Source organism: Gemmatimonadota bacterium (assembly GCA_021295815.1).
Taxonomy (GTDB): Bacteria; Gemmatimonadota; Gemmatimonadetes; order Longimicrobiales; family Gaopeijiaceae; genus JAGWBQ01.
The window spans coordinates 24999-37578 of sequence record JAGWBQ010000018.1 but is presented as its reverse complement, the minus strand read 5'-3'; the positions used below and the strand labels follow the sequence as shown (position 1 = coordinate 37578).

General features: G+C 67.0%; 10 protein-coding genes and 1 tRNA gene. 7 read left to right on the top strand and 4 right to left on the bottom strand.

What is annotated here, in order from left to right; translation table 11 throughout:
• The first annotated feature begins 58 nt into the window (after positions 1–58).
• The 5 genes from J4G12_08415 to J4G12_08395 all read left to right on the top strand — a co-directional run bounded on the left by J4G12_08415 (position 59) and on the right by J4G12_08395 (position 3209).
• Entirely contained in the window at positions 59–1378 is a 1320-nt protein-coding gene (locus J4G12_08415; GenBank protein MCE2455818.1) for an exo-alpha-sialidase, read from the top strand.
• Between the two features lie 49 nt (positions 1379–1427).
• Positions 1428–1955, top strand: coding sequence for a TlpA family protein disulfide reductase (locus tag J4G12_08410; GenBank protein ID MCE2455817.1), 528 nt, complete (start codon positions 1428–1430; stop codon positions 1953–1955).
• Positions 1948–2355: a RidA family protein gene (locus J4G12_08405; GenBank protein ID MCE2455816.1), complete on the top strand. Its 408-nt coding sequence runs from the start codon at positions 1948–1950 to the stop codon at positions 2353–2355. Before J4G12_08410 ends, J4G12_08405 begins: the two co-directional genes overlap by 8 nt.
• Before the next feature lie 35 nt (positions 2356–2390).
• Positions 2391–2472 (top strand) — tRNA-Leu (locus J4G12_08400).
• A 65-nt stretch (positions 2473–2537) separates the two neighbouring features.
• Complete coding sequence (locus J4G12_08395) at positions 2538–3209, top strand: type 1 glutamine amidotransferase (GenBank protein ID MCE2455815.1); 672 nt, start codon at positions 2538–2540, stop codon at positions 3207–3209.
• A gap of 82 nt (positions 3210–3291) precedes the next feature.
• Here J4G12_08395 and J4G12_08390 read toward each other — a convergent pair whose 3' ends face one another.
• Together J4G12_08390 and msrP are read right to left on the bottom strand one after the other, a co-directional pair.
• Positions 3292–3900, bottom strand: a complete 609-nt coding sequence (locus J4G12_08390) for a sulfoxide reductase heme-binding subunit YedZ (GenBank protein MCE2455814.1) — start codon at positions 3898–3900, stop codon at positions 3292–3294.
• Positions 3901–3940: 40 nt separating this feature from the next.
• Positions 3941–4924 (bottom strand): protein-methionine-sulfoxide reductase catalytic subunit MsrP, encoded by a 984-nt coding sequence (gene msrP, locus J4G12_08385; GenBank protein MCE2455813.1) that lies wholly within the window; start codon positions 4922–4924, stop codon positions 3941–3943.
• Positions 4925–5025: 101 nt separating this feature from the next.
• Here msrP and J4G12_08380 point away from each other — a divergent pair, with 101 nt between their 5' ends.
• On the top strand, positions 5026–8292 hold the full coding sequence (locus tag J4G12_08380; GenBank protein ID MCE2455812.1) for a hypothetical protein: 3267 nt from the start codon (positions 5026–5028) through the stop codon (positions 8290–8292).
• Positions 8293–8323: 31 nt separating this feature from the next.
• On the opposite strand, the gene J4G12_08375 is transcribed toward J4G12_08380, so the two are convergent.
• Positions 8324–8935 carry a nuclear transport factor 2 family protein gene (locus tag J4G12_08375; protein MCE2455811.1) on the bottom strand — a complete coding sequence of 204 codons (612 nt, stop codon included), beginning with the start codon at positions 8933–8935 and terminating at the stop codon, positions 8324–8326.
• A 78-nt stretch (positions 8936–9013) separates the two neighbouring features.
• A complete protein-coding gene (locus tag J4G12_08370) occupies positions 9014–10294 on the bottom strand; it encodes an aminotransferase class V-fold PLP-dependent enzyme (GenBank protein MCE2455810.1) in 1281 nt (426 codons plus the stop codon).
• A gap of 213 nt (positions 10295–10507) precedes the next feature.
• Between J4G12_08370 and J4G12_08365 the strand changes: the two genes are divergently transcribed.
• Positions 10508–12568, top strand: a complete 2061-nt coding sequence (locus J4G12_08365; GenBank protein MCE2455809.1) for a TonB-dependent receptor — start codon at positions 10508–10510, stop codon at positions 12566–12568.
• The last annotated feature ends 12 nt before the right edge of the window (positions 12569–12580 follow it).

Genomic DNA, 12580 nt, shown 5'->3' with positions numbered 1-12580 from the left:
TTAGCTTTCTGTCGGTACGCCGCGAGAGCGCATTCCCTTACCGCCAAGGTCGCTTCAGATGAAAGAGCCGGAGAGGAAGCCCCATTCACGCAAGCGGCGGGGAAGGGCCGTTCTCGCCGGCTGCCTCGTTCTGGCGACACCGGCCTGCGAATCCGGCTGGCCCGTAGAGCTACGGGTTACGGTTCTGGCGTCGCCGGCGGGAGCCGGAAGCGTGGCTCCTTTCCTGTCGCCGGGTCGGGACGGGGTCTGGATGAGCTGGCTCGAAGCCGACGGAAACGACCACCGCCTCCTGCTCGCGCAGCGGATCCCCGAGGGTGCCCCGGCCGATGGAGCGACGGCCGACGGCACCTGGAGTCCGGTACGCGAAGCGGGTCGCTCCGACAACTACTTCGTCAACTGGGCCGACTTCCCGGTGGTCGTGGAGGATGCGCGCGGCAGGCTTTGGACGCACTGGTTGGAGAGAGGCGCGGCCGGCGGATACGACTACGGTGTCCGCCTGGTGAGCTCGGAGGACGGTGGGGCGACTTGGTCCCAGCCGATCTCCCTCCATGACGACGGCTCGCCCGTGGAGCACGGGTTCGTGAGCTCCATCGGGATAGGAGACGGTGCGTCGAGCGACGCCGGGTCCGGAGCCGCCTTCGTATGGCTCGACGGTCGCAAAATGGCTCCGGACGCCGATGCCGAGTCGGAACGCGAGATGACCATCCGCTACCGGGAGGTCGCTTTCCTCGACGGACAGCTCTCGGCGGGACCGGAAGTCCTTCTCGACGGGAGGACCTGCGAGTGCTGTCAGACCGACATGGCCGCCACGTCCGACGGTCCGGCGGTGGTCTACCGCGACCGCAGCCCGGACGAGATCCGAGACATACGCATAGTAAGGAGGGTTGACGATCGCTGGAGCGAGCCGATGCCGGTGCACCGGGACGGCTGGCATTTCGAGGGCTGTCCGGTCAACGGCCCCGCACTCGCGGTCAGCGGAGAGCGGCTGGCGGTGCTCTGGTTCACCGGTGCGGACGGCAGGCCGCAGGTCAAGGCGGCCGTCTCGACCGATTCCGGCGCTAGTTTCAGTGCGCCGCTCGCCCTCGACCGCGGAGACCCGATCGGTCGGGTCGAGCTGGTGGGCATGGGCGACGGTTCGTTCCTGGCGTTCTGGTTGGAACGAACGGACGGCGGCGGCGCGGACCTCGTCGCCCTTCCGATTGACGGGGACGGCCGCGCCGGCTCCTCCGCCACCGTCGGCAAGACAGCCGCAGGCAGGGCCGCCGGATTCCCGCGCGCGGCTCTCGAAGCGCCCGGGCGCGTGCTCGTCGCCTGGACGGAGACGGAGCCGTCGAACTCGGTGCGCATCGCCAGGGTAGAGGCAAAATCACTCCGCTGAGGATTCCGGTCCGGACGATACGGGAAACCGGCGACAAACTTGGAGATACATGAACAGAAACAGGTCACGAGCGTGTCTTACGACCGTCGCGGTCGGAGCGCTCGCGCTCGCAGGCGGGTGCGTACCCGAGGACCGGACCTTCGCGATCGACCGGCCGGCGCCGGATTACGCCGCCGCGAACCTCGCCGGCGACACCCTGGCTCTCTCCGACCTCGAAGGCGAGGTGGTTCTCCTGAACCTGTGGGCGACCTGGTGCGCTCCCTGTCGTCACGAGACGCCTTTCCTGCAGAGCATCTACGAGCGCTATCGGGAAAGAGGTTTTCGCGTGGTCGGCGTCTCCCAGGAGACGAGCGACGCCGCCGATCAGATCGCTCAGTTCACCGATGAGTACGGGGTGACCTACACGATCCTCCACGACACCCAGCTCCGCGGCGACCGCATCTACCACGCACCCGGTCTGCCGGCAACGTTCCTGATAGATCGCGAGGGCGTGCTTCGCTGGCTCCGTTACGGACCGGTGGACGAGACGACCGACGGATTCATCGACGCGATAGAGGAGGCCTTGGGCGATGCCTGACCATCCCGACGGCCTGGTTCCGGTCAGCACCGAGAAGGCCCCGGGGGCCATCGGACCCTACTCGCAGGCCATCGTCGCGGACGGCTGGGTCTTCTGCTCCGGCCAGATCCCGATCGACCCGGCTACCGGAGAGCTGGGGAAAGGCTCGGTGGCCGAACAGACCGACCGGGCGCTCCGCAACCTCGCGGAAGTCCTGCGAGCGGCCGGTTCGTCCCTCCAGGGAGTGGTCAAGACCACGGTCTTTCTCTCGGACATGAACACCTTCGCCGAGATGAACGACGTCTATGCGCGCCACTTCGGCGACCACCGTCCGGCGCGGGCAGCCGTCCAGGCGGCGGCGCTTCCGAAGTTCTGCGACGTCGAAATAGAGTGTGTCGCCCGGGTTCGAAGGCGGGGTTGACGCACCCCAGAATGAGAGCTGACGACCTCGCGACCGCCGGGGTGGTGGAATCGGTAGACACAGAGGACTTAAAATCCTCCGCCGCAAGGCATGCGGGTTCGAGTCCCGCCCCCGGCATTCCGACGGCGATTCGCTCGGAACCGCGCTTCCTTCTCCTCCAGGTGCGCAAACCGGACGACCGGATGCTCGACCACGAGGTCGAGTGCTTCGTCAACGCGCTCGGCATCCACGAGACCGGTCTCACGTGCTGGGACCTGATCGCCGGCCCGCCGCCCGCCGGCGAACTCGCCCGAGCGGATGCGGTGCTGATCGGCGGAAGCGGCGACTTCTCGGTGGTGCGCGGAGGGACGTGGCTCGAACCCGCGCTCGACACCATGCGCGGCCTTCACGATCGTTCGGTGCCGACCTTCGCTTCCTGCTGGGGGTTCCAAGCCCTGGCCAAGGCGCTCGGCGGCGATGTGGTCACCGATCATTCGCGGGCCGAGATCGGGGCCGTCGAACTGACCCTGACCGAAGCCGGTCGCCGCGATCCGCTCTTCGGCGCGATCGGGGATAGCTTTCCCGTGCTCATCGGCCACGAGGACATCGTCGAATCCCTGCCGCCGGGCGCCGTCCTTCTGGGCTCCACGGCCACCGTGGTGAATCAGGCCTTCCGTTTCCCGGGCCGACCCATTTACGCGACGCAGTTCCATCCGGAACTCGACCGAGCGGGGATCGTCAAGCGCATCTCTCAGTACGCGGAGACCTACCTGCCGCTGACCAGGACGGCCACCATCGAGGAGTTCAGGGACAGCCTGCCGGACGTGCGCGGAGCCGCCAGCCTGCTCAGACGATTCAGGGAGAAGCTGCTCTAGTCGCCTGCGGACGAAGCTCTGCGGCTTCCGAACGGCGCCGTCTTCGCGAACCGCAGGTCGCCGCCTGACGCCCGACGGCCGCTCAACGCCCCGCTCGGGCTCCCCGCTTGCGCAGCGCGACCACGACCCGGTAGCCGAGCAGAGCGGTCAGCCCGAGCCCGAAGAGAACGGGTTCGCGCAGGTCGGCCTTGACGAGCCACCAGAAGTGGACGATCCCGAGAATCGCCGCGAGATAGACGCCCTTGTGGAGCAGGTTCCACCGCTTTCCCAGCCTTCGTATCCAGCCCCGCGTCGACGTGACCGCCAGCGGGATCAGGACGAGGAAGGCCGCAAATCCCACGGTGATGTACGGTCGGTCCGCGATATCCTCGATCATCCACTCCAGCATGAGAGTCATGTCGAGACCCGCCCAGGTGGAGAAATGGAGGCAGACGTAGAAGAAGGCGAAGAGTCCGAGCGGACGCCTGACGAGCACTATGCGATTCCAGCCGGTGATCTTGCGCAGCGGCGTGATCAGGAGAGTGATCAGCAACAGCGAGAGCGCCGTCTTCCCCGTGACGTGGGTGATCTTCTCGATCGGATTCGGACCCAGCCAGTCGAAGGGGTACCCGAGGACGAGCCAGGCGGCGGGCGCGAGGGCGCCCAGCCAGATCGCGACCTTGAGAAGCCGGACGACGAGCTTGGGAGACACTTGCGGGAGAGGCGGCTGCTGGACGCCCGGTCCGGGGCCGCTAAATCCAGCGCGTCAGATCCATCCCCGCGTACATCGACGCCACCTGTTCCTCGTAGCCGTTGAACATGAGGGTCGGGCGACGACGGAACTCTCCGAGTCGACGCTCTCGCTTCTGGCTCCAGCGAGGGTGATCGACGTTCGGGTTGACGTTGGCGAAGAAACCGTATTCGCGCGAGTTCTGAACCTGCCAGGTGTTGCGCGGCATCTCCTCCACGAAATCGATGGAGACTATGGACTTGACCCCCTTGAAGCCGTACTTCCACGGCGCTATCAGCCGCAAGGGCGCGCCGTTCTGGTTCGGGAGGTCGAGGCCGTAGACGCCGGTCGTCAGGAGCGTCAGCGGATTCATGGCCTCGTCGAGCCGGAGCCCTTCGACATAGGGCCAGTCCAGCACGCGGGTGCGCTGGCCGGGCATCTCGGAGGGTCGGACGACGGTGCGCATCTCCACATAGGCCGCGGAGCCCATGGGGTCGGCCGCGCGCACGAGATCCCTCATCGGGAAGCCTCGCCAGGGCACGACTATCGACCACGCCTCGACGCAGCGCATCCGGTAGACCCGATCCTCGATCGTGTGGGGCGCGAGGAAATCTTCGAGCTGAAACTCGCCGGGATTGTTGCAGAGACCACCGACCCGCACCGTCCACGGCTTGGGGCGAAACGAGCCCGAGTTCCTCGCCGGATCTTCCTTGGAGGTGCCGAATTCGTAGAAGTTGTTGTACTCGGTGACGTCTTCCCAGGGGTTGAGTTCCTCGTCCAGCTCCGAGCGCATGTCGGCGAAGCGGGCCGGAATCTCCTGCTCCCGGGCATCGGCGTTTCCGGTAACGGTCCCGCTCCGCGTACCTGCGGCGAGTCCGGGCGCGAGCCCCACCGCGGCGGCTCCCAGGGCCGCTTCGCGGATGAAGGCTCGCCTGTTCCGATATACGCGCTCCGGGGTTATCTCGGACGAAGGAACATCGGAGGTGGCGCTCGTCTTGATTATCATTTTGCCTCGGCAGGAAGTATGGTAGGTGCGCTACCCGCGCTCGACGAGCACGGTTCCGAAGCGACATGTACGACCCCGAAGCCCAGACCTGACATCCCGCAATGACCACAGAACCCATCCGGTCGAAGAGACCGCCGCGTCGTCCCCGGCCTCGCCGTCTGGCCCGCCCCATCGTTCTCGCGGCGTCGATAGGGGCGACCGCCGTACCGGCAAGCGCCCAGATCGACCGCATCTCCGGGGCACGGCCCGTCGGTCCGCCTCCGCTCACCGATCCCGCGTCCCTTCTCGACCTCGACTACCGCCATGTCGGCCCGGTGGGAAACCGGGTCTCCGCGGTCGCGGGCGAGGCGGGCGACCCCAACGTCTTCTACGTGGGCGCGGCTTCGGGCGGCGTCTTCAAGAGCGAAGACGGCGGCCACTCCTGGACCCCGATCTTCGACGACCAACCCGCGCAGTCGATCGGAGCGATCACGGTCGCACCCTCGGACCCGGACGTGGTCTGGGTGGGAAGCGGCGAATCCTCCATCAGATCGAACGTATCCATCGGCAACGGCGTCTACCGCTCCACCGACGGCGGCCGGAGCTGGGAGCCGCTCGGCCTGGAAACCAGCGGCCGCATCGGACGCATCGCCGTCCACCCGGACGATCCCGACGTGGCCTGGGTCGCCGCCGCCGGCCACATGTACGGGCCTCAGGACGAGGACCGCGGGCTCTACCGGACGCGCGACGGGGGAGAGAGCTGGGAGCTCGTGCTCGATCCCGGACCGGAGGCGGGGGCGATCGACGTCGTGCTCGCTCCGGACGACCCCGACAAGCTCTTCGCGGCGACCTGGGAAATGCGCATCTGGCCGTGGGGGCGAGAGAGCGGAGGGCCGGGAAGCGCTCTCTGGACGAGCGAGGACGGCGGCGACACCTGGGCTCGCCTGGAAGGCAGGGGACTTCCGGGGGGCACGCTTGGCCGGATCGGGATCGGAGTCTCGCCGGCCGATCCGCTTCGGATCTACGCCCTCATCGAAACGAACTCCAATCGCGACCACGAGCCGATCGAGGACCACGCCGGCACGCTCTGGCGCTCCGACGACGGTGGCGAAAGCTGGCGCCACATCAACGGCGACCACGCGCTCGCCCAACGTCCGCTCTACTACTCGCGGCTGGCGGTGGCTCCCGACAACGCCGACGAGGTGCACTTCATGTCCACCCTTCACACCCGTTCGCTCGACGGCGGAGCGACGGTCACGCCGCTGGGGGGAGGAGACAATCACGACATGTGGATCGATCCCGTCGACCCGTCGCGCATGATCGTGGGGAACGACCAGGGAGTCAGGATCTCGACGACGCGCGGAAGAAGCTGGTACTCGCCGCTGCTCCCCATCGCGCAGATGTACCACGTCTTCACCGACAACGCCGTCCCCTACAACCTTTACGGAAACCGGCAGGACGGTCCGTCGACCGGAGGGCCGTCGAACACCCTCGCGGGCGGCGCCATCCCGATAGGCGCGTGGCGCTCCGTGGGCGGGTGCGAAACCGGGTTCGCCATTCCCGACACCGTATCCAATTCGGTGGTGTGGTCGGGCTGCTACGAGGGCATCCTCGCCCGCCACGATCTCGATACCGGCCTCAGCCGCACGGTCAGCGTCTGGCCCGACAATCCGGAGGGCTGGGCGGCCAAGGATCTGCGCTACCGCTTCAACTGGACCTTCCCGATCCACATCTCGCCGCACGACCCCGAAACCGTCTACGTGGGAAGCCAGCATCTCCACCGCACCCGCGACGGAGGTCAGAGCTGGCAGGAGATCAGCCCCGATCTCACGCTCGACGACGAGACCCGCCAGCTCAAGAGCGGCGGCCTGACCTTCGAGGACGTGAGTCCGACTTACTTTTCGGTCCTTTTCGCCATTGCCGAATCCCCCCTGGTTCCCGGCTTGATCTGGGTCGGCTCGAACGACGGCCTGGTTCAGGTGACCCGCGACGGCGGCGAGAGCTGGACGGACGTCACCGCCCGCCTTCCCGACCTCCCTCCCCTCGGAACGGTCTCGAACCTCGAGCCGTCCCGTCACGATCCGGACAAGGTCTATCTCACCGTCGACAGGCACCAGCTCGGTGATACCGAGCCCTACGCGTACCGGAGCGACGACGGCGGCGAGAGCTGGATCGCGATCTCGGAGATTCCCAGGAGCGTCTTCAGCTACGCGCACGTGATCCGCGAGGATCCGGTACGGCCCGGCCTGCTCTATCTCGGCACAGAGAACGGAATCTACGCCTCATGGGACGACGGCGGGAGCTGGAGCTCGATCCAGGGCGATCTTCCTCGCGCGCCGGTGCACTGGCTCACCGTCCAGCCGCACTTCAGAGACCTGGTTGTCGGGACCTACGGCAGAGGCTTCTGGATCGCCGACGACATCGGGGCGCTCCAACAGGGCTCGGATCGCCACCTGGAAAAACCTGTGCATCTCTTCGGCCCGAGACCCGCCTGGCGCTTTCTGCCTCGGGCGCGTCCCAACAGCCAGCCGGGAGATCCGGCCGCAGGCGAGAACCCGGAGTACGGCGCCGTTCTCGACTTTCACGCCGCTTCCGGTGGAGACGGCGCGACGATCGAGATCCGGGACGGGGCGGGGAACCTGGTGCGAACGGCGAACGTGGACAGGGTCCTGACCGGGGTCAACCGCTGGCACTGGGATCTGCGCCACGACGCCTCCCGGCGTCCGACGCTGCGGACGCCCCCGGTCGAACACTCTCATGCGGCGCTGGGCGCCGACGGAACCCGACCGGTTCCGGAGGGCGGAAGAGTAAGGCCGCTCGCGGTTCCCGGGGTCTACGACGTGAGGGTCACCCTTGGCGACGGCAGCTTCGACGAACGGCGGCTCGAGCTCCGTCAGGACCCCGCCTCGTACGCCGCAGCGGAAGACATGGCCGCGCAGCTTGCGTTTCAGCTCGAGCTGCGCGAGATGATCGATTCGGTGGCGGCGCTGATCGACCGGATCGAACTCGGGCGAAAGGGCCTTCTCGATCTTGCGGACGGCATCGACGGGGCGGGAACGGCGGAAGTGCGAAGCGCGGCGGATGCGCTCTCGGAGTCGCTGGTCGATCTGGAGATGGGGCTCTTCGACCTCAGGCTCACGGGAGGTCTGGCCGGTCAGGACGCCATCCGCTATCCCAGACAGCTCTACGCCAAGATCGCCAGTCTCGCGGGCTACAGCTCAGGCACCGACGACCCGCCCACCGATCAAGCTCTGGAGGTCGGGAACATCTACGCCGCGCGGCTGGAGGCCGCGCTGGCCGAGTGGGAGCGGATCGTGGCGGAGGAAGGGACCGCTCTCGACCGGGCTCTGGCCGAAGCGGGACTTGACCCGCTGGCTATCGGGAGGTGACCTGGGGCCGGCCGGTCCGACCGAGGGCGCGTCACCTTAACAGACGATCCTCCGCCGGCATCTCGCACTCCTCTCTTCTCGTGTCGACCAACTGTGTTATCTGCCACCGCCCGTCGGTGAGATAGAGCTGGAAGGCGTCGACGCCGCAATGGGAGTACTCGCCATCAAGGTAAAAGGCGTACGGCGTCCACGCCTGGGCGAGCTGCCCGTCCACGTTGACGACCACGTCCCAGATCGGTTCGTCCCAGACCTGTTCCTTCGGGCGTCCGATAGCCTCGATGAATCCGTCCGCCGTCCCGAATGCGATGCCGCCCTCCTCGGTGCGCCTGCCCATGCGGGCCTCGGGATGGAAGACCGCCGCCGCCAGCTCGCCGTCGCTGGTGCGCATGGCCCTGAAGAGATCGAGCACGGTCTCGAGGACGGCCTCCTCCTCTTGCGTGAGGACGTCGGGAACGGCGGTGAGCTCGGCCGCCGTCGGTTGAGCAGCGTCCGCGGGAGTCTCCGAATTTTCGGTGGGGGCGGAGCATGCGAGAGCCGCCGACATGAGGAGGACCGCGGAAAGGACCGTTCGAAAGGGAGCGGACGATGCGCCTGGCAGCTCGCGCCGCCGCGGGAGGCTTCGTCCATCGGCTGTAAGGGTCATGACGTTTTCCTGGAGGGAGCTCCGTTGGAGTGATGCGGTTCGGTACGGACGCTGCGGCCGGTAGGGGTCGTCCGCAGCTCAGGCGAGCCCCCGCTTGGCGACGTGATCCACGACGTCTATGAAGCGGTCGAGCTCCTGCTTGGTCGTGTAGACGCTCGGGCTGACGCGCAGGCCGCGGAACTCGGGGTGGTTGATCGCCACGGTGATGATGCGGTGCTCCTGCCAAAGGTGGTCGCGAAGAGCGTTCGGTTCCACTCCCACGACCTCGACGTTCGCGATGCCGGCGGCGAAACCCGGCTTCCGGCTCGTGTGCAGCCTGACGTTGTCGTTCAGGAGCAGGGCGTCGGCCCAATAGTCGCGCAGGTGGACGAGACGGGCCTCCTTGCGCTCCGAGCCGACTCCCTGGTGGAACGAGAGCGCCTCGCCGATCGCGAGGTAGTTCGCCGCAGGATGGGTGCCGATCTCCTCGAACTTGCGGATGTTGTCGGTCATGGGCTCCGGGGCGGCCATCAGCGGCCACACCTCGGGGATCTTCTCGCGACGCACGTAGAGCAGTCCGGTGCCGTGGGGTGCGAAGAGCCACTTGTGCAGGCTCGTCGAGTAATTGTCGACGTCGATCTCGCCCAGGGTGAAGTGGAAGTGGGCGAGCGCGTGGGCGCCGTCGATCACGAGCGGTATCCCGTGGCGCCTCGCCATGGCGTTCAGCTCGGTCACCGGAAGTATCTGACCGGTGAGATTGATCATGTGGCAGGCGAGAATCATGCGCGTGCGCGGCGTGATCGCATCTTCGAAAAGACGGACCACTTCCGCGGGGCGCTCCGCCGGAACCGGGATCCTGATCTGACGGAGCACGATGCCCTCCCGGCGCTCCCGCTGCTTGAAGGTGGTGATCATGCGCCCGTAGTCCTGGGTCGTGGTCAGCACCTCGTCGCCGGCCTCGAGATCGAGCCCCAGCTGCATCGTCTGAAGACTCTCGGAAGCGTTCCTGGTGAAGGCGATCTCCTCTGCGTCCACGCCCCACTCGCGGGCCATGCGCTTTCTCACCCCTTCCCGCTGAGGCTCCAGCACCTGCCACATCGTGTAGGTGGGAGCGAGGTTCGAGTAGCGGAGGTGACGCTCCATCGCATCCTGAACCCACGCCGGCGAAGGGCTCACTCCACCGTTGTTCAGGTTGACGAGGGTACGGTCCACCGTGAACGCCTGGGCGACCTCGAACCAGAAATCCTCGTCGGCCGCGATCCGGCCCGGAGAACCCGGGTGGAGAGCCAGTTCCCGGGAGACGGCCGCCGCCCTGGAGTTGAAGAGGGCGGGCGCGATGCCGGTGGCCGCTGCGGCCGCCGGGAGCGTGAGAGTGTTGATGAAGCTGCGTCGACTGTACACGGCTGACTCCGGAGAAAGGTGAGCGGGGCTGCGGGTCGGACCTCGACGGTCGGTCCGGGATAGGGACGGGACCGTTGGTCGGTCCGGGTGTACGCTACTCGGAAGATATGACGGGTTCGCCCCAAAGCAAAGCAAACAGGTTTCATACGAATGTTCACTTCTCGCCCGAACCTATCACCGCGCCGGCGGCCGATGCGGGTCAAGTCGACCGGCGTACTCCTGGCGGCGGGAGCCCTGCTCCTCCTGTCCGACACGTCGATCTCCGCCCAGGTGCGCGATACGGTCAGGGTCGATTCCACCTACGCCGCTCGCATTTACGAACTCAGCGGGATAACGGTATCGGTGGCCAGACCGGCCATCACCACGGGCGGATCGAGCGCCGTCGAGGCTTTCCTGGACTCCCTTCCCACGCCACCGGCCCCGACCCTGGAAGAGGTGCTGCGTGGCATGCCGCTCCTGGTGGTGCGCCGAAACTCCCGCGGCGAGGCGCAGCCGTCTCTGCGCGGATCCGAAGAGCGCCAGATCGGAATCCTCGTGGACGGGATCCCGATCACCCTCGGTTGGGATCACCGCTCCGACCTCTCGGTCGTGCCTATGACCGCCGCCCAAGGGGTGCGCGTGGTGCGCGGCATGTCTTCGGTTCTCTACGGCCCCAACGTCATCGGCGGCGCGCTTGAGATAGACGTCGCGCGCTCTTCCAGACGGCCCTCGGTAAACCCGGTCGAGCTGAGCCTGGGTCGGGACCACCTCGGCGGCGCGAGCGCGTCCCTCGGTGTCGGGCGAATCTTCGGAGAGGACCGGAGCACCGGAGTCGTCCTCAGAGCCGGCGCCGGATTCAGGGATTCGCCCGGAGCCTCCCTGCCAGGCGACCTGTCGGTCGAGCTGCGGGATCGATACCTGAGCAACGCCGAAGGGCTGCGTCTCAACAGCGATTCGCGCAGAGCCGACGCGTACCTCGCCGCTCGCTTCCGGAATGAGACCGGCTTTTGGGTTTCGCTCTTCTCCTCCGCCTACGATGTCGCTCAGGGTGTGGCGCCCGAGTCCCATCAGGACAATCCCAGGCTCTGGAGATACCCCGACAAACGACGGCTGATCAACGCTTTTTCCGTTGGGACCGGGACCGTGAGGACCCCGTGGGGCACCGGCGACCTCGAGGTGAGCGTAGGAGCGGACATCGGAAGCGCCCTCATCGAATCCTTCGCCTCCGAGCGTTTCGAGACCGTGGAGGATACCGAAACGATGGAGGATTTCACCTTCACGGCGCGCATCGAAGCCGACCACTCGCTTGCGGGGAGAGGCGACCTGCGCACGGCCTTCACCTACGCCGACGTGAACCACGAAGAGGTCCTGGGACCAGGCCCCGCGCAATCGTACCGGCAGCGGCTGTGGAGCTTGGCCGCCGAGACCGAGTGGCAACTCCGGCGACACGGCTACACCCGGATTTCGCTGGGCGCGGCCCTTGACGGCGCCGATACGCCCCTCAGCGGAGACGACATGCCCTCTATCGGATCGCTCTCCGCCTACGGCGTTCGCATCGGCTTGAGCTCGCTCGTGGGAGATGGCGTGCTCGCCCACGCGGCGGCCAGCAGTCGTGCACGTTTTCCATCGCTGCGCGAGCTGTATTCGGGGGCGCTGGGTCGCTTCCTTCCCAACCCGGACCTCTCTTCCGAGAGACTCTGGGGCGCCGAGGGCGGCTTCACTCTCCATACGGGAAAATTCGAACTCCAGACGGTGGCCTTCCATCAGCGGCTCGCCGACGGTATCGGGCGCACCTCCGTTCAGGTGGGCGATCTCCGACTCTTCCAACGTGTCAATCGCGACGAAATCGTGAGCACGGGAGCGGAGTTCCTCGTCTCGGGCCAGGTCGGCAGTCTCTCCCTGACCGGCGACCTGACTCTCCAGCGTGTGCGGGGCAAGGAGGACGACGAGGCCATCGAGCTCGAGTACGAACCTTCCGTCCTCGGCCGCATGGGCGCCAGCCTCCCTGTCCCGGGAGGCGTCGACGCCACGGCGAGCACGCGATGGGTCGGGTCGCAGAGCTGCGAGAATCCTGAGATTGACGGACTCCAGCCCGTTGCCGCGAGCGCCGTCAGCGACTTCTCGGTCAGGCGTGGATTCACTGTCGGGGAAAGCTCTCTCGGGCGCATGGAGGCGGTTCTCTCGCTGCGCAATCTCACCGACGCCACCGCCTTCGACCAGTGTGGGCTGCCGCAACCGGGTCGCACGCTGGAGTTGCATCTCAAGCTTTGGTAGACGGGTCCGGAA

Coding starts and splice junctions, on each gene's coding strand:
- J4G12_08405 (MCE2455816.1), top strand. CDS start 1,948: ATGCCTGACCATCCCGACGGCCTGGTTCCGGTCAGCACCGAGAAGGCC.
- J4G12_08365 (MCE2455809.1), top strand. CDS start 10,508: ATGCGGGTCAAGTCGACCGGCGTACTCCTGGCGGCGGGAGCCCTGCTC.
- msrP (MCE2455813.1), bottom strand. CDS start 4,924: ATGATAATCAAGACGAGCGCCACCTCCGATGTTCCTTCGTCCGAGATA.
- J4G12_08380 (MCE2455812.1), top strand. CDS start 5,026: ATGACCACAGAACCCATCCGGTCGAAGAGACCGCCGCGTCGTCCCCGG.
- J4G12_08415 (MCE2455818.1), top strand. CDS start 59: ATGAAAGAGCCGGAGAGGAAGCCCCATTCACGCAAGCGGCGGGGAAGG.
- J4G12_08395 (MCE2455815.1), top strand. CDS start 2,538: ATGCTCGACCACGAGGTCGAGTGCTTCGTCAACGCGCTCGGCATCCAC.
- J4G12_08410 (MCE2455817.1), top strand. CDS start 1,428: ATGAACAGAAACAGGTCACGAGCGTGTCTTACGACCGTCGCGGTCGGA.
- J4G12_08375 (MCE2455811.1), bottom strand. CDS start 8,935: ATGACCCTTACAGCCGATGGACGAAGCCTCCCGCGGCGGCGCGAGCTG.